Annotated in this window: 22 protein-coding genes; 20 read left to right on the forward strand and 2 right to left on the reverse strand. The window is 53.2% G+C overall.

Translation table 11 applies throughout. The features are described 5' to 3' along the window. Nucleotides 1-221: 221 nt before the first annotated feature. The 12 genes from ABLU86_RS13360 (at nt 222) to nhaR (ending at nt 11,397) form a co-directional block, all read left to right on the forward strand. Entirely contained in the window at nt 222-914 is a 693-nt protein-coding gene (locus tag ABLU86_RS13360) for a winged helix-turn-helix transcriptional regulator (protein ID WP_015704343.1), read from the forward strand. A gap of 315 nt (nt 915-1,229) precedes the next feature. After that, on the forward strand, nt 1,230-1,772 hold the full coding sequence (locus tag ABLU86_RS13365) for a fimbrial protein BcfA (protein ID WP_063402422.1): 543 nt from the start codon (nt 1,230-1,232) through the stop codon (nt 1,770-1,772). Between the two features lie 71 nt (nt 1,773-1,843). Next, complete coding sequence (locus ABLU86_RS13370; RefSeq protein ID WP_045379021.1) at nt 1,844-2,530, forward strand: fimbria/pilus periplasmic chaperone; 687 nt, start codon at nt 1,844-1,846, stop codon at nt 2,528-2,530. A 7-nt stretch (nt 2,531-2,537) separates the two neighbouring features. Continuing rightward, entirely contained in the window at nt 2,538-5,141 is a 2,604-nt protein-coding gene (locus ABLU86_RS13375; RefSeq protein ID WP_164514947.1) for a fimbrial biogenesis usher protein, read from the forward strand. Then, complete coding sequence (locus ABLU86_RS13380; protein ID WP_047036877.1) at nt 5,142-6,149, forward strand: fimbrial protein BcfD; 1,008 nt, start codon at nt 5,142-5,144, stop codon at nt 6,147-6,149. Further along, the gene (locus ABLU86_RS13385; protein WP_046883348.1) at nt 6,150-6,686 is read left to right on the forward strand and encodes a fimbrial protein BcfE; all 537 of its coding nucleotides are present in this window, start codon (nt 6,150-6,152) and stop codon (nt 6,684-6,686) included. A gap of 10 nt (nt 6,687-6,696) precedes the next feature. Further along, nucleotides 6,697-7,215 (forward strand): fimbrial protein BcfF, encoded by a 519-nt coding sequence (locus ABLU86_RS13390; RefSeq protein WP_032710055.1) that lies wholly within the window; start codon nt 6,697-6,699, stop codon nt 7,213-7,215. After that, nucleotides 7,208-7,906 carry a pili/flagellar-assembly chaperone gene (locus tag ABLU86_RS13395; RefSeq protein ID WP_046883347.1) on the forward strand — a complete coding sequence of 233 codons (699 nt, stop codon included), beginning with the start codon at nt 7,208-7,210 and terminating at the stop codon, nt 7,904-7,906. Before ABLU86_RS13390 ends, ABLU86_RS13395 begins: the two co-directional genes overlap by 8 nt. A 58-nt stretch (nt 7,907-7,964) precedes the next feature. After that, nucleotides 7,965-8,804: a DsbA family protein gene (locus tag ABLU86_RS13400; protein ID WP_048230094.1), complete on the forward strand. Its 840-nt coding sequence runs from the start codon at nt 7,965-7,967 to the stop codon at nt 8,802-8,804. A gap of 59 nt (nt 8,805-8,863) precedes the next feature. Continuing rightward, on the forward strand, nt 8,864-9,154 hold the full coding sequence (locus ABLU86_RS13405; RefSeq protein WP_015704350.1) for a hypothetical protein: 291 nt from the start codon (nt 8,864-8,866) through the stop codon (nt 9,152-9,154). Nucleotides 9,155-9,274: 120 nt separating this feature from the next. Then, on the forward strand, nt 9,275-10,447 hold the full coding sequence (gene nhaA / locus ABLU86_RS13410; RefSeq protein WP_015704351.1) for a Na+/H+ antiporter NhaA: 1,173 nt from the start codon (nt 9,275-9,277) through the stop codon (nt 10,445-10,447). Between the two features lie 50 nt (nt 10,448-10,497). Then, nucleotides 10,498-11,397, forward strand: coding sequence for a transcriptional activator NhaR (gene nhaR / locus ABLU86_RS13415; protein WP_015368331.1), 900 nt, complete (start codon nt 10,498-10,500; stop codon nt 11,395-11,397). A 72-nt stretch (nt 11,398-11,469) separates the two neighbouring features. Here nhaR and rpsT read toward each other — a convergent pair whose 3' ends face one another. Continuing rightward, on the reverse strand, nt 11,470-11,733 hold the full coding sequence (gene rpsT, locus ABLU86_RS13420) for a 30S ribosomal protein S20 (RefSeq protein WP_001518655.1): 264 nt from the start codon (nt 11,731-11,733) through the stop codon (nt 11,470-11,472). A gap of 330 nt (nt 11,734-12,063) precedes the next feature. On the opposite strand from rpsT, the gene ribF reads away from it, so the two are divergent. The 6 genes from ribF to rihC all read left to right on the forward strand — a co-directional run bounded on the left by ribF (nt 12,064) and on the right by rihC (nt 18,870). Then, nucleotides 12,064-13,002, forward strand: a complete 939-nt coding sequence (gene ribF, locus ABLU86_RS13425; RefSeq protein ID WP_015704352.1) for a bifunctional riboflavin kinase/FAD synthetase — start codon at nt 12,064-12,066, stop codon at nt 13,000-13,002. A gap of 45 nt (nt 13,003-13,047) precedes the next feature. Then, complete coding sequence (ileS, locus tag ABLU86_RS13430) at nt 13,048-15,864, forward strand: isoleucine--tRNA ligase (RefSeq protein ID WP_015704353.1); 2,817 nt, start codon at nt 13,048-13,050, stop codon at nt 15,862-15,864. Then, nucleotides 15,864-16,361 carry a signal peptidase II gene (gene lspA, locus ABLU86_RS13435; RefSeq protein WP_015368327.1) on the forward strand — a complete coding sequence of 166 codons (498 nt, stop codon included), beginning with the start codon at nt 15,864-15,866 and terminating at the stop codon, nt 16,359-16,361. The genes ileS and lspA overlap by 1 nt, the downstream gene beginning before the upstream one ends. Before the next feature lie 125 nt (nt 16,362-16,486). Further along, the gene (gene fkpB / locus ABLU86_RS13440; protein ID WP_015368326.1) at nt 16,487-16,936 is read left to right on the forward strand and encodes an FKBP-type peptidyl-prolyl cis-trans isomerase; all 450 of its coding nucleotides are present in this window, start codon (nt 16,487-16,489) and stop codon (nt 16,934-16,936) included. A 1-nt stretch (nt 16,937) separates the two neighbouring features. Beyond that, nucleotides 16,938-17,888: a 4-hydroxy-3-methylbut-2-enyl diphosphate reductase gene (gene ispH / locus ABLU86_RS13445; protein WP_015368325.1), complete on the forward strand. Its 951-nt coding sequence runs from the start codon at nt 16,938-16,940 to the stop codon at nt 17,886-17,888. Nucleotides 17,889-17,955: 67 nt separating this feature from the next. After that, nucleotides 17,956-18,870 carry a ribonucleoside hydrolase RihC gene (rihC, locus tag ABLU86_RS13450; protein WP_020079642.1) on the forward strand — a complete coding sequence of 305 codons (915 nt, stop codon included), beginning with the start codon at nt 17,956-17,958 and terminating at the stop codon, nt 18,868-18,870. Between the two features lie 3 nt (nt 18,871-18,873). On the opposite strand, the gene ABLU86_RS13455 is transcribed toward rihC, so the two are convergent. Further along, the gene (locus tag ABLU86_RS13455; RefSeq protein WP_020079641.1) at nt 18,874-19,812 is read right to left on the reverse strand and encodes a LysR family transcriptional regulator; all 939 of its coding nucleotides are present in this window, start codon (nt 19,810-19,812) and stop codon (nt 18,874-18,876) included. A 266-nt stretch (nt 19,813-20,078) separates the two neighbouring features. On the opposite strand from ABLU86_RS13455, the gene ABLU86_RS13460 reads away from it, so the two are divergent. Both ABLU86_RS13460 and ABLU86_RS13465 read left to right on the forward strand, forming a co-directional pair. Further along, nucleotides 20,079-21,134 (forward strand): 4-oxalomesaconate tautomerase, encoded by a 1,056-nt coding sequence (locus ABLU86_RS13460; RefSeq protein ID WP_348796309.1) that lies wholly within the window; start codon nt 20,079-20,081, stop codon nt 21,132-21,134. A 44-nt stretch (nt 21,135-21,178) separates the two neighbouring features. Next, complete coding sequence (locus tag ABLU86_RS13465; RefSeq protein WP_163389678.1) at nt 21,179-22,612, forward strand: anion permease; 1,434 nt, start codon at nt 21,179-21,181, stop codon at nt 22,610-22,612. Nucleotides 22,613-22,672 lie beyond the last annotated feature (60 nt).

Below are 22,672 nucleotides of genomic sequence, written 5' to 3' on the forward strand. Positions count from 1 at the left end.
TTCATTTGTTATAGTGTGTAATGTTAAAAATGATTAATAACATTTTGAGATCTTTGTTGGTTATTTGTTTGAGGATTATCTTATTTGATAAATGATTGATTATTTGTGCTTTCATCATACATTTATTCTATATTTAATATTTATTTATTATTAATTGCAGGCTAACTAATGTATGTATATCTTTATTTCTCATATGATTATGGATATTTAATGAAGATATAATGAAATTAAATGGTTTCGAAAATGATAATGAGAATGCCTTGCACTCATATATTTTCTCTCAGCAGGCTAAACCGCATGCAGCGATTGACGCCTTATTTTCAGCGCTCTTGCCCTTTGGTAAATCTTTCGTCGTGCAGTCGGGTGAAGAATTTTCACTATACACAGAGCAGAGCAGCCGCATTGTGTTGCTGGAGTCCGGTATCTTCTCAATTTGCCGCAGTGATCGAGGCTTGAACGTGCTATCGGTTTTCGCTCCGTCAATTGCTGGACTGATAGATAGCTACGGTGTGACATACGATGTTCCCACCCGCCCGGAGCATTTTTTGATTGCTGAAACAGAATGCCGTGGTCGTGCAGTCTCGTTAGCGGATTTTATTAAGGTGACGGATGAGTGCAATCTTTGGCACGACGTAGCTCGTTTTCTCGCTTATCGTCTGATGGTGATGAACGTTCGCGACCGGGAGCTGGTTGGCGTTGACTCTTATCTTAAGGTTCGTGCGTTATTAATCGAAATTGCCGCCTACAACGACGAATATCGCCAGAGCATTAATGTTCTGAACTTTATTCAACGTCGTACCGGAATATCGCGGAGTCGTACCATGAAGCTTCTTTCTGAATTGCGAAAGGGCGGATATATCAATATTGATGGTGGACGTCTGTTAGGGATTAAAAAACTGCCACTGGCTTACTAGTTGCTGTATCTAAATAACAGCCATAACGATTTATTTACTGTAAAAACAGTCAGTTAATGGTGGTCCTATAAAAACAGTTTTTGTCGATTGCAACTCTCTGGTCAATTTATAATAATTAAATAACGGCAGAAATTAATTATCTATCGGCGCTTATAAATAAGCGCTGGTTTGCTATTCATTGAATATAGTATTTCTGTACGCTACAAACTTTAACGTTTTTGCGCCCGGTACCAGCAAGAGATCTCTGTGAAGAGAGCTCGGTACTAAAATTCGTTATTAATTCTATTTTCGACTTGTGTATTTAAAAGGTTATTTATGAAAAAACATCTTTTAGTGATGGTCATGACTGCCATGACGGCGGGCGGTATGAGCTGCGCGGCGAATGCGGATACCGCGACGGTCTCCGGTGGTACGGTGAATTTTACGGGACAGGTTGTGAATGCCGCATGCTCCGTTTCTGCTGACTCTATCGATCAAACCGTTACCCTGAGCCAGGTTCGCACCAGCAAACTGACGGCAGCCGGAATGGTAGCTAATCAGAAAGAAGATTTCTCAATCAAACTGGAAGATTGCGATACCACCGTCAGCCAGAATGCGGCGGTTATCTTTAATGGTCAGCAGGACAGTTCACTCGCCGGTTCGCTGGCGAATACCGCAGGCGCAGGCTCGGCGACTAACGTTGCGCTGCAGCTCTACGGCCCGGATGGACAGGTTCTGAACATCGGCGACACCTCCGGTGCGATCACTCTGATTAATGGCGAAAACACCGTACCGCTGAGCGTTGATTATGTCGCTACCGGCGCGGCGACTGCAGGTAACGTCGCAGCGACCGCGACCTTCAGCATGGTCTATTCCTGATTGGTATCCGCATCTCCTCCGTTGTTGGCAGCGGAGGGATGCATTTCATCTCCTCCGTGGTTATCAAAAAAATGAGTACGCGAATTACCCCGATTTTATTTTCGTTATTGCTGCTGGCGGCGCTGGGAGTAACTCAGTTGGCCTATGCAGGAGGTATTGCGCTGGGTTCGACCCGGGTTATTTATCCGCAGGGTGATAAGCAGGTCTCTCTGCCGATAATAAACTCCTCCAGCAATAATGTATTTTTAATCCAATCGTGGGTGGCGAATGCCGATGGCGACCGAAGCGCCGATTTTGTCGTTACCCCGCCGCTGTTCGTCATTCAGCCGGGGAAAGAAAATCTGCTGCGTATTATGTACGTTGGCCCCTCCCTGCCGACAGATCGCGAAAGCGTTTTTTATCTCAACAGTAAAGCCATTCCCTCGGTTAATAAAAGCAAGCTGGCGGCGAATTCGCTGCAAATCGCCACCCAAAGCGTCATTAAACTGTTTATTCGCCCCAAACACTTACCGGTTGCCTCGGTAGATGCTCCGGCAATGTTACGCTGTCAGCGTGCCGACGATCGCCTGACCATCGTCAATCCATCTCCCTATTATGTCTCGCTGGTTGATATTCATGTCGGCGGGCAGAAGTTAGCCAATTCAATGGTCCCGCCGAAAAGCGAGATAACATTGCAAGGCGGCGTAGGGCAGGTGACTTTCCAGTCGATTAACGATTTCGGCGCTACCACGCCGCTGCAAACCTGTTTGAGTCATTGATATTGTGTTGAAACTCGATGTCGCCGCTCGCCAGTTGACGGTGGGTAGACTTCCGGCGCTTATCAGCCTGGCTCTGATCTCGGCAAGCCTATGCACGCTGCCGCGTAGCTGGGCCGAAAACTATTTTAACCCGGCTTTTTTATCTGACGATCCGTCGAAGATCGCCGATCTTTCCCACTTTGAGGATAATGGCCAGGCACCAGGGGTTTATCGGGTCGATGTCTACCTTAATGGCGCATTGTTGACGACGCGCGATATTGCTTTTCGTGCGAACCAGCAGTCTGCCGATGGATCAGGCCTTCGCGCGTGCCTGACACCTGAGATGCTCAACGGCATGAATGTGAATATCAGCGCATTTCCGCAGTTGGCGAAGGCCGCTGCGGGCGACTGCGTCGATCTTGCTGCTGCGATCCCTGCGGCTTCCAGCGTTTTTGACTTTAGCCAGCAGCGTCTCAATATCAGTATTCCGCAGGCGGCGCTAAACAACCAGGCGCGGGGCTATATTCCGCCACAAAACTGGGATGAAGGTATCAATGCGTTGTTGCTCAACTATACGTTTACCGGCGCGAATAGCCGGGACCGCAGCGTTGGCGGCGGCAATAGCGATAGTTATTTCCTCGGCCTCAATAGCGGAGTAAATCTTGGCGCCTGGCGTTTACGTGATTACTCGACATGGAACTACAACAGCGATAATCAGCAACAGAAAAGCGACTGGCAGCACATCAGCACCTACGTTGAACGTGATGTGGCGGCGCTGAAAGGCGAGTTGACGGCGGGCGATAGCTACACCCCCGCGGGCGTTTTCGACAGCCTGCCGTTTCGTGGGCTACAGCTGGCGTCTGACGACAATATGCTGCCGGACAGCATGAAAGGCTTCGCGCCGACTATCCACGGCATCGCCAAAAGCAACGCTCAGGTGACGATACGTCAGAACGGCTACACCATCGACCAGCGCTATGTACCGCCTGGCGCATTCACCATCGACGATCTCTATCCGACCTCCTCCAGCGGCGATCTCAACGTCGAGATCAAGGAGTCCGACGGCAGCATCTCCAGCTATAACGTGCCTTATGCCGCCGTACCGGTTCTGCAACGCGAGGGGCGGGTGAAATATGCCGCCACCGCGGCGACCTATCGCGGTGATAGCAGCCAGAAACGAGAGGTGAGTTTCGGCCAGGCGACCCTGATGTGGGGGTTGCCGCATGGCTTTACGCTGTACGGCGGAACGCAGTTTTCCTCCGATTACCGCGCCCTGGCGCTGGGCACTGGAGCTAACTTCGGCGACTGGGGGGCGATTTCCGTCGATCTTACGCAAGCCTACAGTACGCTGGCGGATGAGAGCGAACATCAGGGGCAATCGCTGCGCTTTTTATATGCCAAATCCTTAAACGACCTGGGCACCCATTTTCAATTGTTGGGGTATCGCTACTCAACCTCTGGTTTTTATACCCTTGATGATACCGCGTGGAAGCGGATGTCAGGCTATAACGACCCTCAGGAGGATGACGGCGATCGCGATACTGGCGATGACTACAACCTGTATTACACCAAACGCGGCAAGGTACAGATCAACCTCTCTCAACAGTTCGGTCATTTTGGCTCACTGTATGTCACCGGTAGCCAACAGAGCTATTGGCACACCGATGAAACCAATAAATTACTGCAAATCGGCTACAGCGACACGCTGGCTGGGGTCTCGTGGAGCCTGTCATATAGCAGCAGCCGCGCGCCCGGCGAGGAGGAACGGGACCAGGCGCTGGCGCTCAATCTTTCGCTACCGCTCAGCCAGTGGCTTTCTCACGGCGACGATATTACCCAGCGTCGTCATAACGTTTATGCGACGTTTTCCACCAGTAGCGATGGACACGGCGGCGTGACGCAAAATAGCGGTATCAGCGGCATGTTACTGGATCAAAACAACCTGAGCTATAGCGTCCAGCAGGGCTATCAGAATCAGGGGGGTGGTGCGAGCGGCTCCGCCAGCCTCGAATACGACGGGGCAAAGGGCAACCTGAATGTCGGCTACAACAAAAGCAACCATGGTGATTATCGGCAACTGAACTATGGCCTCAGCGGCGGCATGGTCGCGCATGCTCATGGTCTGACCCTCAGCCAGCCGTTGGGCGATACCAATGTTCTTATCGCCGTGCCGGGGGCAGGGAATGTCAATATCGAAGATCAGCCGGGGATCCACACCGATGGCCGCGGCTACGCGGTGGTACCGTATGCCACTACTTACCGCCAGAATCGCATGGCGCTGGACGTCAACTCGCTAAAAGACGATGTCGATATCGATGATGCGGTGATCAATGTCGTTCCCACCCAAGGGGCGTTGGTGCTGGCCAACTTTACTGCCCGGATCGGCGAGCGCGCGCTATTGACGCTAAGCCATTACGGGAAACCGCTGCCGTTTGGCGCTACGGTATCCATTGCTGGCGCGGCGGAAGAAGGCATCGTTGGCGACGATGGCGAAGTGTATCTCTCAGGCCTTAGCCCGCAGGGCACGCTGAAAGCACAATGGGGACAGCATCCTGACCAACAATGTCTCACTCATTATCATCTCCCTGACGTTAGCCAGCCTTTGGCGCGTCAGCATCTGGAATGTCGCTAAATGAAGCCTGTCTCTTTTCTTGTGCTGTTAATGGGGCTGCTGCTGGCCCGCGGTAGTCTGGCGGCCGTTTGCCAGAACACCAATGGCTCGCCTGCAACGGTCGATTATGACCTGACGACGACGCTAACGGCGGCGCAGAATCAGGCCGGTACGACCACGCAACTTAGTAAAAACCAGGATGTGAACGTGCAGGCGGTTTGTCCCGCCGGCTCTTCGGATTCGGGGCGAACGTATCGTTCGTATGTCGCTTCTTCATCGATAGTGGAAACCAACGGCGACTGGAAATATATGCAGCTGGATGGCACCTATCTTGAAGGAGCAATGCGCATTGAAGATTCGGCGGCCGGGGAATTTTATCCACCAATGGATTATGTCTATATGGGCTATGACGCCAACGTTAACAATGGCTCGCCTTTTCCGGTACATGATTCGAATCTGGTATTCCAGCTTAAGGTTGTGAAGCCATTTATTGGCACGGTAAATATCGAGCCGAAGACCATGTTTAATGTCTATGTCACTACCACTGGCGACGATCCACTGAGTAATCTGGTGTACAGCATTGTCTACAGCGGCAGCGTGACCGTGCCGCAAAGCTGCGAAATTAACGCCGGGCAAACCATTCTTGTGGATTTTGGCTCGCTGTACAGCGGCGGCTTCAATCGCGCCGGGGAAAAACCGAGCGGTGTCCGTAAGAAAAGATTCACCGTGCCGGTGAAGTGCAGTGGGGTGGATTCACAGGTCAACTTAAGTCTGCGGTTGATAGCCACCGCCGATAGCCACTTAAGCCAGGCCATTGCCTCCGACAATCCTGATGTTGGCGTGGTGGTTGAGAGCAGCGACGGCGCGGTATTAACGCCGAATGACGCCAGCAGCGTCGAGCCTTTCACGACGGATGAATACGGACGCGCGACTATTTCCCTACAGGCGTATCCAGTCAGTACCACCGGCCAGACGCCGGCGGAGGGGGCCTTCACCGCGCTGGCTAACTTACGGGTGGATTTCGACTAAATGCGCCTGATTCGTTACTTCTTCTTATTCATTCTGCTATGCGGCAGCGGTTGCTATGCCGACGATAGCGGCTACAACCTGGAATTCACCGGCACCATTGTCGCGCAAACCTGCGATATCGAAATTTCCAGCCTCAGCCAGAGTATCGATTTAGGTCAGTTCTCTGTGGAGGATTTCCCCTCTACCGGTACGACGACGAAGTTCAAGCCGTTCAACATCAACCTGAAAAACTGCTCGCGCGGCATTACCGGCAGCAAAATCTGGTTTACCGGCACTGCCGACAGCGACAACCCGGCGCTGCTGGCATTGAGCGATACCGGCATGGGTAGCGAAAAAATGCTGGCAAGCGGCGTTGGCGTGGAGATCCTTGATGAGGACCAGGATGCCGTCAGCATCAATAACACCAGTTCGGTGGTCTACCCGCTGAAAACGGGCCGCAATACCTTATCGTTCTATATCCGCTACAAATCTACCCGGCCAACCGTGACCTCCGGCAATGCGACGGCGGTGATGTATTTCGACCTGCAATATGAATAGGCGCGCGGCAATGATTAAAAAACTGTACCTCTGCTGGGGGCTGGCTCTGGCGGCAAGCGGTGCGCTGGCCCATGACGGCCGGGTCTACGTCACCGGAACCATTACCGACAACACCTGCACGCTGTCGCCGGATTCCGAGAACATTCAGGTCGATATGGGAACCGTTAGCAACCGCCAGTTTTATCAGGCAGGCGCCGGCGCGGAGTGGCAGCCTTTTTCGATCACGCTACAAAATTGCGGCAGTACTGCCAGCGGCGTAACGGTGAGCTTTAGCGGTACCAGCGATCCGCAAGATGGCGATTTGTTCGCGGTGAATACCGGAGCGGATACCGCAAGCGGTATAGGAATTGCGCTCTATGACAAGAATAAACAGCAAATCGCGCCGGGGGCGCAGAGCGATGTGCTGGCGCTCACCGCGGGCGCCGCGTCCGAACGTTTACAGTTTTATGCCCGCTATGTGGCTGATGGCGCCCCGGTGGCGCCGGGGGCTGCCGATGCTTCCGCGACTTTCGTACTGAGTTATGAATAGAAGACTTTTCTACTGGCCAGGGCTCTGGCTGCTGCCCGTAGCAATAAGCCATGCAGGCGTGGTGATTGGCGGCACGCGCTTTATTTATCACGCCGAGCGGACGACGCTGAGCGTTCCGCTGCGCAATACCTCGGATAGTGACTGGCTGGTGGACAGCCACGTACTGAGCAGTGGACGCTGGCCCGGCGCCGATGATTTGTCGCCTCGAAAACCGCCATTCGTGGTCACGCCGCCGCTCTTTTTATTGCGCGCAGGCCAGGAGAACACACTGCGTGTCGCATGGAGCGGCGAGGCGCTGGCGCGGGATCGTGAAAGCTTGTTTGCGCTGAGCATTGCCGCTATTCCATCGGGAAAAACCGGCGCCAATAGCGTGCAGATGGCATTTCGCTCGGCGTTAAAACTGATTTATCGACCTGTGGGGCTAACCGGCGATCCGCAGCAGGCCTATCGTCAACTGGTCTGGAACTTAACGGCGGATGGGCTGACGGTACGTAATCCAGGTCCCTATTACGTCACCCTCTTTTCAACCCGCGTCAACGGGTCGCCGATCGACGCCGCCGGCGTGGTCGCGCCGTTTTCTACCCGCCGCACAGACTGGTGTCGACAAACGACGCGCTGCGCCGTGCGGTGGCAAAGCCTCAACGATGCCGGGGGCGTAATGCCGCCGGTCACGGTAACGATGCAACGGTGATGACGATTTTATTCCGCCCCTGTGGGCATCCCCTGAACTTGATAATGAGAACTCAATAATGCGCAAACTTTCCTGTAAATCGGCGGCGTGGCTAGCGCTTGGCGGCATCATCTCTTTTTCCACGTTGGCGGCGAAGACCGACCCGGCGATAGGTGATATTGGGCCGACCGCTGAGGCGTATATCGCCAGCCATCCGGATAAAGTTGGCGAAGCGGTAGCGACCTATCTGGCGGATCATCCCGAATTCCTGATTGCCGCCAGCGAAACGCTACATCAGCGCCAGCAGGTTGCCCAGAAGCAGGCTTATGTGCAGCTGGCGCTGCAGTACCGCTCTGAGCTGCTGAGCGACAGCTCTCCCTCCGTTGGCCCGGCGGATGCTAAAGCGGCGGTGGTGATGTTTTTTGACTACCAGTGTTCCTGGTGCAGCAAGATGTCGCCCGTGGTGGAAGCGATGGTGAAATCGAATCCTGATACGCGTTTTATCTTTAAAGAGTTTCCGATCTTTTCATCCCGCTGGCCGGTGTCTGGTTTGGCGGCGAGAATCGGCGAACAGGTGTGGCTGAACGATGGCGGGGCAAAGTATTTGGCCTGGCATAATGCCCTGTACGCCACGGGTAAAGTGGAGGGACAGCTCACCGAGCAGGATGTTTACGCGCTGGCGTCGCACTATCTCACCCAGCCGCAGATTAGGGCGGTTAAAACTGCCCAGCAGAGCGGGGCGGTACATGATGCGCTGCTGAGCAATCAGGCGCTGGCGCAGCATATGAACTTTTCCGGAACCCCGGCTTTTGTGGTGATGCCGCAGGCAGCGGCTCCGGATGCCGGGCGTATCTCGGTAGTGCCGGGCAGCACGTCGCAGGATGCGTTGCAGATGGCAATTCAGAAAGCTAAAGGTTAAGTCTCAGCACCGGGGCACTGTACCCGGTTATCAGCTTCCTCAGACCGAGGATTTGGCGTATGCAATTCAAGAAAGGCTGGTTAGGGCTGGCGGCCATTTCACTGTTCACAATTGGCGGCGCGCGGGCTCACACTGCCGGTAATATCCAATTTTTTGGCAATGTAGTTACTGAAAGTTGCTGGAACGAAACGGAAAGTAGCGAGATTTTGTGCCAGCGCGCCGATCGCATCGAACGCCACGTGATTGTGGAAAATATCACCACTTCGCTGGCTTCGGCTTACGCAACGGTGGAGAAAAGTTATCTCGATGCCGACAAGCAGCTCACTCTGCTGCGGGTGGTCTATGATTAACAAATATCGATAAAGATCGGAAAAAGCGATTCTAATGGCAATTTAAATCTGTTTTTTTCGATGTGTTTGCGGCTGTATCATACTTTTATCGAGTTATTGACCAATAAGGTGAGAGTAAAAGTGAAACATCTGCAACGATTTTTCAGTAGCGATGCTTCCGGGGGCATTATTCTAATCTGCGCCGCCGCACTGGCGATGATGATGGCCAATAGCAGCGTCACCAGCGGTCTGTATCATGCTTTTTTAGATACCCCGGTACAGCTGCGCGTCGGCGCGCTGGAAATTAACAAAAACATGCTGTTGTGGATCAACGATGCGCTAATGGCGGTGTTTTTCCTGTTAATTGGCCTGGAGGTGAAGCGTGAGATGATCCAGGGGGCGCTCGCCAGCCGCCGTCAGGCGGTGTTCCCGGTGGTTGCCGCGATTGGCGGCATGGTGGTGCCAGCGCTTATCTATTTAGCCTTCAATGCCCAGGATCCCGTTGCGCGGGAAGGGTGGGCTATCCCGGCGGCGACCGATATCGCCTTTGCGCTTGGCGTTTTGGCGCTATTAGGCAACCGGGTACCAACGGCGTTGAAAATTTTCCTGATGGCGCTGGCTATTATTGATGACCTCGGGGCGATTGTGATTATCGCGCTGTTTTATACCAACGATCTGTCGGTACTGTCGTTGGCCGTCGCCGCTGGCGCGATTGTGGTACTGGCGGCGCTCAATCTCTGCGGCGTGCGGCGCACCGGTATCTATATCCTGGTTGGTGCGGTGCTGTGGACGGCAGTACTGAAATCCGGCGTACATGCGACCCTGGCGGGGGTTATCGTCGGCTTTATGATCCCGTTGAAGGAGCAGAATGGTAAATCGCCAGCGAAGCAGCTTGAGCATGTGCTGCATCCGTGGGTTGCGTTTCTAATCCTGCCGCTGTTCGCTTTTGCCAATGCCGGGGTTTCGCTGCAGGGCGTCACGTTCGCAGGGCTGACTTCGCTGCTGCCTCTGGGGATTATTGCCGGGCTGTTTGTCGGTAAGCCGCTTGGCATTAGCCTGTTCTGCTGGCTGGCGCTGAAGTTTAAGTGGGCCTCGTTGCCGCCAGGAACCCGCTTCCCGCAGATTATGGCGGTCGGCGTACTGTGCGGAATCGGCTTCACCATGTCGATTTTCATCGCCACGCTCGCCTTCAGTAGCGTTGACCCCGGATTGATCAACTGGGCCAAGCTGGGCATTCTGATCGGGTCGATTCTGTCAGCCATCATTGGCTACATGATTCTGCGTAAGCGCGTAACGGATCCTCACAGCGTGTAACATCATCGGGAGAGCCTGCGGGCTCTCCGGGGCATATCAGGGAGAGAAGCATGTCGCATATCAATTACAACCATTTGTACTACTTCTGGCACGTCTATCGGGAAGGCTCGGTCGTCGGCGCCGCCGAGGCGCTGTATCTGACGCCGCAGACGATTACCGGGCAGATTAAGGCGTTGGAAGAACGATTACAGGGCAAACTCTTTAAACGTAAAGGACGAGGCCTGGAACCCAGTGAGCTGGGAGAGCTGGTGTTTCGCTACGCGGATCGCATGTTCACCCTGAGCCAGGAGATGCTCGATATCGTCAATTATCGCAAAGAGTCGAACCTGCTGTTTGATGTCGGTGTCGCCGATGCGCTATCCAAGCGGCTGGTGAGCGGCGTTCTGGATGCGGCGGTAGTAGAAGATGAACAAATTCACCTGCGCTGTTTTGAATCCACCCACGAGATGCTGCTGGAGCAACTGAGCCAGCATAAGCTGGATATGATTATCTCGGATTGCCCGATTGATTCAACCCAGCAGGAAGGGCTGTTCTCGGTGAAAATCGGTGAATGCGGGGTGAGCTTCTGGTGTATGAACCCGCCGCCGGAAAAACCGTTTCCCGCCTGTCTTGAGGAACGTCGTCTGCTCATTCCCGGTCGCCGTTCCATGCTCGGGCGCAAATTGCTGAACTGGTTTAATTCGCAGGGGCTGCAGGTGGAAATTCTCGGCGAGTTCGACGATGCGGCGCTTATGAAAGCCTTCGGCGCGGCGCATAATGCGATTTTTGTGGCGCCAACCCTCTATGCTCACGATTTCTATGCCGATGAGTCGATTGTTGAAATTGGCCGCATGGAAAACGTGATGGAGGAGTATCACGCTATTTTTGCCGAGCGAATGATTCAGCATCCCGCGGTACAGCGTATCTGCAACCGCGATTATTCATCGCTATTTGCGCAGCCGCAAAACTAAGTACCGGCAAACAACAGACATAAAAAAACCCGCTTTCGCGGGTTTTTTTAACAAAGTTCAGCAAGCGGGCGATTAAGCCAGTTTGTTGATCTGTGCAGTCAGGTTTGCTTTATGACGCGCAGCTTTGTTTTTGTGGATCAGACCTTTAGCAGCCTGACGGTCCACGATTGGTTGCATTTCGTTAAATGCTTTCAGTGCAGCAGCTTTGTCGCCAGCTTCGATAGCTGCGTATACTTTCTTGATGAAAGTACGCATCATAGAGCGACGGCTTGCGTTGTGCTTGCGAGCCTTTTCAGACTGAACGGCGCGCTTCTTAGCTGATTTGATATTAGCCAAGGTCCAACTCCCAAATGTGTTCTATATGGACAATTCAAAGGCCGAGGAATATGCCCGTTTAGCCTTCTTTTGTCAATGGATTTGTGCAAATAAGCGCCGTTTAAGATAACGAGGCTTCATTACGTAGTGATGGCGCAAGATTCTACCAGCTTGTTGTAGTCGAATACAGTCTTTCCACCATAAAAATCGACGGCTGCGTATAGTTTTTCCTGCATTATTACGCTGAGTGAATGAATTAGCAGGATCTTTCGTAATCGAGGTGCAATCGCTGGTTAACGTCGCCTGTTGTACAAGGTATACTCGGACGATTTTCACTGTTTTGAGCCAGACATGAAGCTGATACGCGGCATACATAATCTCAGTCAGGCCCCGCACGGGTGCGTGCTGACCATTGGAAATTTCGACGGCGTGCATCGCGGGCATCAGGCGCTGCTGCAGCGCCTGCGCGCAGAGGGCCGCCAGCTCGGTCTGCCGGTTGTGGTGATGATTTTTGAGCCGCAGCCGCTGGAGCTGTTTGCCGCCGATAAAGCGCCGGCGCGGATCACGCGGCTGCGTGAGAAGCTTGGCTACCTGGCGGAAAGCGGTGTCGACTACGTGCTGTGTGTCCGTTTCGACCGGCGTTTCGCGGCGCTGACGGCGCAAGATTTCATCAGCGAACTGTTGGTGCGCCAGTTGGGCGTGCGGTTCCTTGCCGTCGGCGATGATTTCCGCTTTGGCGCTGGTCGTCAGGGGGATTTCTTGTTATTACAGAAGGCCGGGGCGGAGTACGGTTTTGACGTCACCAGTACCCAGACCTTCTGCGAAGGCGGCGTACGTATTAGCAGCACCGCGGTGCGTCAGGCGCTGGCCGACGATGACCTCGCGCAGGCGGAAAACCTGCTGGGGCATCCGTTTACCATCTCAGGTCGCGTCGTCCACGGCGATGAGCTGGGGCGCACCATAGGTTTCCCGACGGCGAACTTACCGCTGCGTCGTCAGGTTTCCCCGGTTAAAGGGGTCTTTGCGGTAGAAGTGACAGGGCTCGGCGATAAGCCATTACCCGGCGTCGCCAACATTGGCACTCGTCCAACGGTCTCCGGCGTGCGACAGCAGCTGGAAGTTCACCTTCTGGACGTTGTAATGGACCTCTACGGTCGCCATATAGATGTAATACTGCGTAAAAAAATACGTAACGAGCAGCGTTTTGCGTCGCTGGATGAGCTAAAAGCGCAAATCGCACGAGATGAGTTAACGGCCCGCGAGTACTTTGGGCTCACCAGGCAGGGATAATCCTACTGGTATTTATCAAACCGAAATAACGGAACCGAGAATCTGATGAGTGACTATAAATCCACCCTGAATTTGCCGGAAACAGGGTTCCCGATGCGTGGCGACCTCGCCAAACGCGAGCCGGGAATGCTGGCGCGTTGGACCGATGATGACCTGTACGGCATCATCCGTGCGGCGAAAAAAGGCAAAAAAACCTTCATTCTGCATGATGGCCCTCCTTATGCGAATGGCAGCATTCATATTGGTCACTCGGTTAACAAGATTCTGAAAGACATTATCGTTAAGTCCAAAGGACTGACGGGTTTTGACTCGCCGTACGTTCCGGGTTGGGACTGCCACGGTCTGCCGATCGAACTGAAAGTCGAGCAGCAATACGGCAAGCCGGGTGAGAAATTCACCGCCGCAGAATTCCGCGCCAAGTGCCGTGAATATGCCGCCGAGCAGATCGACGGCCAGCGTAAAGACTTTATCCGCCTGGGCGTGCTGGGCGACTGGTCGCGTCCGTACCTGACCATGGACTTCAAAACTGAAGCCAATATCATCCGCGCGCTGGGTAAAATCATCGGCAACGGTCACCTGCATAAAGGCGCTAAGCCGGTGCACTGGTGCGTTGACTGCCGTTCCGCGCTGGCGGAAGCGGAAGTTGAGTACTATGACAAAACGTCTCCGTCTATCGATGTGGCGTTCCACGCGGTAGATAAAGCCGCGGTATTGGCCAAATTCGGCGTAGCCGACGTCACTGGCCCGGTTTCGCTGGTTATCTGGACCACGACGCCGTGGACCCTGCCGGCTAACCGCGCCATCTCTCTGTCGCCTGAGTTCGACTATGCGCTGGTGCAGGTTGACGGCCAGGCGCTGATCCTGGCGAAAGACCTGGTGGAAAGCGTGATGCAGCGCATTGGCGTGGCGGATTACACCATCCTGGCGGCGGTACAGGGTTCCGAGCTTGAACTGATGCGCTTTAAGCATCCGTTCCTCGATTTCGATGTGCCGGCGATCCTTGGCGACCACGTGACGCTGGATGCGGGTACCGGCGCGGTACATACCGCCGGCGGCCACGGCCCGGACGACTACACTATCAGCCAGAAATATGGACTGGAAATCGCCAACCCGGTTGGCCCGGACGGTTCTTATCTGCCGGGGACTTACCCGTCTCTGGATGGTATCAACGTCTTCAAAGCCAACGACATCATCGTCGAGATGCTGCGTGACAGCGGCGCGCTGCTGCACGTGGAAAAAATGCAGCACAGCTATCCGTGCTGCTGGCGCCACAAATCGCCGATCATCTTCCGCGCTACCCCGCAGTGGTTCGTCAGCATGGATCAAAAAGGCCTGCGCGCGCAGTCTCTGAAAGAGATCAAAGGCGTGCAGTGGATCCCGGACTGGGGCCAGGCGCGTATCGAATCGATGGTTGCCAACCGTCCTGACTGGTGTATCTCCCGTCAGCGTACCTGGGGCGTGCCGATGTCGCTGTTCGTGCATAAAGAAACCCACGAGCTACACCCGCGCACCCTCGAACTGATGGAAGAAGTGGCGAAACGCGTTGAAGTTGACGGCATCCAGGCGTGGTGGGATCTCGATTCCCGCGACATCCTTGGCGATGACGCCGACAGCTACGAAAAAGTGCCGGATACCCTCGACGTGTGGTTTGACTCCGGGTCCACCCACTCTTCTGTGGTCGATGTGCGTCCGGAATTCGCCGGTCACGCCGCGGACATGTATCTGGAAGGCTCCGATCAGCATCGCGGCTGGTTCATGTCTTCGCTGATGATCTCCACGGCGATGAAAGGCAAAGCGCCATATCGTCAGGTACTGACCCACGGCTTCACCGTCGACGGTCAGGGCCGCAAAATGTCCAAGTCTATCGGTAACACCGTTAGCCCGCAGGACGTGATGAACAAACTGGGCGCCGATATTCTGCGCCTGTGGGTGGCTTCCACCGACTATACCGGCGAAATGGCGGTCTCTGATGAGATCCTCAAACGCGCCGCGGACAGCTATCGTCGTATCCGTAATACCGCGCGCTTCCTGCTGGCGAACCTTAACGGTTTCGATCCGGCAAAAGATATGGTTAAACCGGAAGAGATGGTCGTTCTGGACCGCTGGGCGGTCGGCTGCGCGCAGGCGGCTCAGGAAGATATCCTCAAAGCCTACGAATCCTACGACTTCCACGAAGTGGTGCAGCGCCTGATGCGCTTCTGCTCCATCGAAATGGGCTCGTTCTATCTCGACATCATCAAAGACCGCCAGTACACCGCGAAAGCGGACAGCGTGGCGCGTCGCAGCTGCCAGACCGCGCTGTTCCATATCGTGGAAGCGCTGGTACGCTGGATGGCGCCGATCATGTCCTTCACCGCGGACGAAATCTGGGGCTATCTGCCGGGCGAGCGTGAAAAATACGTCTTCACCGGCGAGTGGTATGAAGGCCTGTTCGGCCTGGCCGACGACGAAGCGATGAACGACGATTTCTGGGATGAACTGCTGAAAGTGCGCGGCGAAGTCAACAAGGTGATCGAACAGGCGCGTGCTGATAAGAAAGTCGGTGGTTCTCTGGAAGCGGCGGTTACGCTGTATGCCGATGCTGACCTGGCGGCCAAGCTCAACGCGCTGGGCGAAGAATTACGATTTGTCCTGTTGACCTCCGGCGCTAACGTTGCCGATTATGCACAGGCGCCGGCTGATGCCTGGCAGAGCGATCTGCTGAAAGGGCTGAAAGTGGTCCTGAGCAAAGCCGAGGGCGAGAAGTGCCCACGCTGCTGGCATTACACCAGCGATGTCGGCAAGGTGGCGGAACACGCAGAAATCTGCGGTCGCTGTGTCAGTAACGTCGCCGGTGACGGCGAGCAACGTAAATTCGCCTGATGAGTAAATCGATCTGTTCAACGGGGCTACGCTGGCTGTGGGTCGTCGTAGCCGTGCTGATTATCGATCTGGGCAGCAAATTCCTGATCCTCCAGAACTTCGCTCTGGGGGAGACGGTTTCGCTGTTTCCATCGCTTAATCTGCATTATGCGCGCAACTACGGCGCGGCTTTTAGCTTCCTCGCCGACAGCGGCGGCTGGCAGCGCTGGTTCTTCGCTGGGATTGCCGTTGGTATCTGCGTGGTGCTGGCGGTGCTGATGTATCGTTCGAAGGCGACGCAAAAGCTGAACAACATTGCCTACGCGCTGATCATTGGCGGCGCGCTGGGTAACCTGTTCGACCGTCTGTGGCACGGCTTTGTGGTCGATATGATCGACTTCTATGTCGGCGACTGGCATTTCGCCACCTTCAACCTTGCCGATAGCGCCATCTGCATCGGCGCGGCGCTGATCGTGCTGGAAGGCTTCTTGCCTTCCAGTGATAAAAAAACATCATAAAAAATTGCCGGATGGCGACGCTAAAGCGTCTTATCCGGCCTACAGTATATATCGCCCTTTGTAGGCCCGGTAAGCGCAGCGCCATCGGGCAAACAAGCGGCGGCAATATAAAAGAGCAAACCTGCATGTCTAACTCTGTACAGAGCAACAGCGCGGTGCTGGTGCACTTCACGCTGAAACTGGATGATGGCTCCACCGCCGAATCCACGCGCGGCAACGGCAAACCAGCGCTGTTTCGTCTTGGTGATGCCTCGCTTTCCGAAGGGCTGGAGCAGCATCTGCTGGGGCTGAAAGCCGGCGATAAAACCACGTTCTCGCTGGAACCTGACGCCGCCTTTGGCGTACCTAGCCCGGATCTGATCCAGTACTTCTCTCGCCGCGAGTTTATCGACGCCGGCGAGCCGGAAATCGGCGCGATTATGCTCTTTACCGCAATGGATGGCAGCGAAATGCCCGGTGTGATCCGCGAAGTGAACGGCGATTCCATCACCGTCGACTTCAACCATCCGCTGGCCGGGCGTACCGTTCATTTTGATATTGAAGTGCTGGAAGTCGATCCGGCGCTGGAGGGGTAAGATGCAGATCCTGTTGGCTAACCCGCGCGGTTTTTGCGCCGGCGTTGACCGCGCTATCAGCATTGTCGAAAACGCGCTGACGCTGTACGGCGCGCCGATCTACGTTCGTCACGAAGTTGTCCATAACCGCTACGTCGTCGATAGCCTGCGCCAGCGTGGGGCGATTTTTATCGAACAGATTAGCGAAGTGCCGGACGGCGCGATCCTGATTTTCTCCGCCCACGGGGTTTCGCAGGCAGTACGCAACGAAGCGAAGAGTCGTGACCTGACGGTTTTCGACGCTACCTGCCCGCTGGTAACTAAAGTCCATATGGAAGTCGCCCGCGCCAGCCGCCGCGGCGAAGAGTCGATTCTGATTGGCCACGCCGGGCATCCGGAAGTTGAAGGCACCATGGGCCAGTACAATAACCCCGAAGGGGGCATGTATCTGGTTGAGTCGCCGGAGGATGTGCTGACGCTGGAAGTGAAAAACGATGCCCGACTGTCGTTTATGACCCAGACCACGCTCTCCGTCGATGATACTTCTGACGTTATCGACGCGCTGCGCGAGCGCTTCCCGAAAATCGTCGGCCCGCGTAAAGACGATATTTGCTACGCCACCACCAACCGTCAGGAAGCCGTGCGCGCGCTGGCGGAGCAGGCTGATGTGGTGCTGGTGGTCGGTTCGAAAAACTCCTCGAACTCCAATCGCCTGGCTGAACTGGCGCAGCGGATGGGGAAAGCGGCCTATCTTATCGACGATGCCACCGATATCCAGGAACAATGGGTTAAGTCTGCTGCCTGCGTTGGGGTAACGGCGGGCGCGTCGGCCCCGGATATCCTGGTGCAGAATGTGATTGCCCGTCTGCAGGAGCTGGGCGGCGGCGAAGCGGTGCCGTTGGAAGGCCGTGAAGAGAATATCGTTTTCGAGGTGCCGAAAGAGCTGCGTGTAGATGTCCGTGAAGTAGAATAAGTTCTTTCACCCAGCAGTATGAGAAGATGCCAGACTTAACGTCTGGCATTTTTTTTGGGAGAAAACCATGCGCTTACCGATTATTCTCGACACCGATCCGGGTATTGACGATGCGGCGGCGATCGCCGCCGCGCTCTTCTCGCCACAGTTGGATTTGCAATTAATGACCACGGTGGCGGGCAACGTCTCGGTGGAAAAGACGACCCGCAACGCGCTGCAACTGCTGCATTTCTGGAATGCCGATGTACCGCTGGCGCAAGGCGCGTCGATGCCGCTGGTACGTCCGTTGCGCAATGCCGCCTCGGTGCATGGCGAGTCCGGCATGGAGGGTTATGCTTTCGTCGAACATAACCGTCAACCGCTGGCAAAACCGGCATTTCAGGCGATCCGCGATGCGTTGATACACGCGCCGGAACCCGTGACCCTGGTGGCCATCGGCCCGCTAACCAACATTGCCTTGCTGATAACGCAGTATCCTGAGTGCCTGTTTAATATTCGTCGACTGGTGCTGATGGGCGGCTCGGCCGGGCGCGGCAACTTTACCCCCAACGCCGAGTTTAATATCGCCATTGATCCGGAAGCCGCTGCGAAAGTCTTCCAGAGCGGGCTGGAGATTGTGATGTGTGGGCTGGACGTCACCAATAAAGCGATGCTGAGTGCGGACTATCTGGTCACACTGCCAACGCTCAATCAGACAGGCAAAATGCTTCATGCGTTATTTAGCCATTATCGCAGCGGCAGTATGAGCAGCGGTCTGAGAATGCATGATTTATGCGCTATTGCGTGGTTGGTTCGTCCGGATCTGTTTACGCTCAAACCCTGCTTTGTGGCGGTAGAGACGCAGGGGACCTGGACGGCTGGCGCTACCGTGGTAGATATCGAAGGGCGTCTGGGACAACCGGCCAACGCACAGGTGGCGTTGGATTTGGATGTCGCGGGTTTTCAACATTGGGCGGCGGAGGTTTTCGCTCTCGCGCCGTGACAGTTATAGCTGCTGGTGTGAATCGACCACATTACACCATAACTCGCTCGCTTCATCCGTCCACATGAGCAGTAATAATGACGCGAAGCGTTCAGCCGCTGCGGAAAGAGGGCGGTTTTTAACGCGAATCATGCCAAGCGTGCGCCTGATTACCGGTTCGACCAGCGGCACGCTGACGACAGCGCTGTTAGCGTGATGCGGCATGGCCAGGCAGGGCAAGGCCGATATGCCAAGCCCCGCCTCGACCAGACCCAGAGAGGTGGATAAGTGTCTGACTTCGTAAAACCAATCTAATTTCCATGGCTTATCCTGCAGGCAACTTTCAATCAGTTGCCGATTACCGCTCGAGCGTCTGACGCCAACTAATCTCTGCGAGACGAGCTCCCGCCATTCCACTAATTTTTTACTGGCCAGCGGATGATCCTGCCGGCAAGCCAGCACGAAGGGTTCATTAACGAGTGGGCTAAATTCGATGTCGGGATGTGTGATGAAGTTCATATTTATTCCAAAATCGACTTCGCCTTTTCTCACCGAGGCCATGCAATTTTCTATACCTTGTTCATAAATTCGAACTTTGATATGGGGGTAACGCTGATTAAATTGAACGATGGCGCGAGGTAAAAAATAAAATACCGCCGTCGGGATACAAGAAAGCGTTACCGTATCATGCACATTAGAAGTCAGGTTGCTGATGTTAAAAATGGCGGCATCAAGGCTGGCAATCAGTGACTTTGCCTTTGGAAGAAGCATTTTTCCTGCTTGAGTGAGCATGATTTTTCGGGTGGTTCTTTCGAAAAGGGCTGTATTGAGGTTACTTTCTATTTTTTGTATTTTGCGGGTCAATGCGGGTTGCGTCAGGTTAAGTACTTCTGCCGCTTTGCTAAATGAACCCAGCTCGGCAACAGTGACAAAAGCTTTCATTCCGGATAGTTCATTGTTCATTGCTGCTCCGTAATCAGAAATAAATAATTTATATATAGAATGGCTCTGTTAATTATTGCCATGACGATAGTTGTTATTAATGTTTTGTAGGTATAAGTCTTATTTTTATATTTTATCAATCACTATCTTCCTTGCAAGTAGAATCAGATGGTAAACGGTTGTGCGAGTAAATGAATAATAAAGTAAATAAAAAACTTTAAATACATTAAGTGCATTAAATTTACGCCCCGTTTATTTAATCTTTTTATATTTGTAAGGAACATGTTATGAAACAAATTCCGTGTGTTCTCATGCGTGGTGGAACATCAAAAGGCGCTTTCCTGTTAGCAGATGATCTACCAGAAGATATTCAAAAACGTGATGAAACATTATTAACTATCATGGGTTCTGGCCATGAACTGGAAATTGATGGCATTGGCGGCGGGAGTCCGCAAACCAGTAAAGTGGCTATTGTCAGTAAATCGACCAGCCAGCAAGCGGATATTGACTACTTATTTGTACAGGTCATTGTCAATGAGCGACGGGTTGATATTACGCCTAATTGCGGCAACATGCTGTGCGCAGTCGGCGGGTTTGCTATCGAAAAAGGACTTGTCGCGGCGAATTCCCCAGTAACGCGGGTGCGAATCAGAAACGTCAATACCAACACCTTTGTTGACGCAGACATTCAAACCCCGGACGGCCAGGTTGTTTATGAAGGAGATACCCATATTGATGGCGTTCCAGGGCATGCGGCCCCGGTAGGCCTGACATTCTTAAACGCCGCCGGGGCGAAATCGGGCCAGCTTTTCCCAACCGGCAACCGGGTTGATATTTTTGATGATACTCGCGTCACCTGTATCGATATGGCGATGCCGATGGTTATTATTCCAGCGCATAGCTTGGGTAAAACAGGGTATGAATCGGCGGCGGAATTAGATCAGGATAAAGAATTTTTTCAGCGCCTTGAATCAATACGTAAGCAAGCAGGCGTGGCAATGGGGTTTGGCGATGTCTCGAACATGGTAATACCTAAACCAGTGCTGGTTGCCCCACCTCAACACGGTGGAACGCTGAGTGTTCGGTATTTCATGCCCCACAACTGTCATAAATCGTTGGCTATTACGGGCGCTATCGGTCTGGCTAGTTCTTGTATTATTGCTGATACCGTAGTTAACGAGCTGACGAGAATATCGGGTGAGGGATTAATCAGAGTTGAACACCCTAGCGGAAGTATTGACGTTAATTTAAGTAATGCTAATGAAACTCCTGAAAATATTCGCGCATCGGTGATTCGTACCGCACGTAAAATTCTTTCTGGCATGGTTTATCTCCCTGAATAATTGCGGCTGCGCACTTATAAAATTCATTCAGGTAAGGGATTAAAATGGATAAAAAAACATTATGCAAGCTATTATTGCTTGTTGCTATTCCATTGCTTATTAGTCTATTTCCGGCCCCGGCTGGGTTGACTGAACTTGCATGGGTATTGTCAGGTATTTATCTGGCTGCAATTGTTGGTTTAGTGATTAAACCATTTTCTGAACCAGTCATACTGTTAGTCGCTGTGGCTGCCTCCATGGTTGTCATTGGCAATTTAGGTGATGGTTCAATAAAATCATCGAGCGTATTAAGTGGTTATGCATCAGGTACCACCTGGTTGGTGTTTTCTGCATTTACCTTAAGTGCCGCTTTTGTTATTACTGGTTTAGGTAAACGGATTGCATACATTCTTATTGGCAAGATAGGGAGTACCACACTTGGCTTAGGCTATGTTACCGCCTTTCTGGATCTGATTCTTTCACCCGCGACACCGTCGAATACGGCCCGTGCTGGCGGTATCGTATTACCTATCATCAATAGCGTGGCTGTCGCGCTAGGATCGGAACCAGAGCATACGGCAAAACGCGTTGGTCATTATTTAATGATGAACGTCTATATGGTTACCAAAACCACCAGTTATATGTTCTTTACCGCCATGGCGGGTAATATCCTGGCGCTCAAAATGATTGAGGATATTTGCCATATCAAATTGAGCTGGGGCGGATGGGCATTGGCTGGCATATTGCCAGGCTTAATCATGCTGTTACTGACACCGCTTATAACCTATAAGCTATACCCGCCCGAATTAAAAAAAGTAGATAATAAAGCCATTGCCAAAGAAGGTCTTGAGTCTTTAGGGCCGATGACCTTACGTGAGAAAATGCTCTCCTGCTTGTTTGTGATGGCGTTAGCGGGTTGGGTATTTAGCACTTCTCTTGGGGTTAATGAATCAACGGTGGCGATTTGCGTCATGGCGTTGATGCTGATATTAAAAATTGTTACCTGGGATGATGTCATTAAAAATAAAGGTGGCTGGAACACGCTAATTTGGTACGGCGGTATCATTGGTTTGAGTTCTTTGCTTTCCAAAGTTGATTTTTTCTTGTGGTTGGCCGAGTTACTGAAAGATAACATTTCATTTGGCAGCCATAGCACGCTGGCATTCGTTGTCATCGTCGCGTTGAGTATACTGGTTCGTTATTTCTTTGCCTCGGGCAGCGCCTATATTGTGGCGATGGTTCCGGTCTTTGCCATGCTGGCGAATGTTTCCGGTGCGCCAGTTATGTTAACCGCTTTAGCGCTGCTGTTTAGTAATTCCTATGGCGGTATGGTCACCCATTATGGTGGCGCGGCTGGCCCGGTTATATTTGGGGTTGGTTATAATGATATTAAATCCTGGTGGATTGTTGGCGGTATATTAGCGCTGTTAACTTTTATTCTGCATATCACCGTTGGGGTATGGTGGTGGGAATTATTAATGTACTGGAAAGTGATTTAACTTGAAGTTTATAAAACGCTGCATCACCTGCTTAGACTAATTATTAAATTCACACACTGA

The organism is Klebsiella sp. JN_Kp121, assembly GCF_040062145.1.
GTDB lineage: Bacteria > Pseudomonadota > Gammaproteobacteria > Enterobacterales > Enterobacteriaceae > Klebsiella > Klebsiella aerogenes.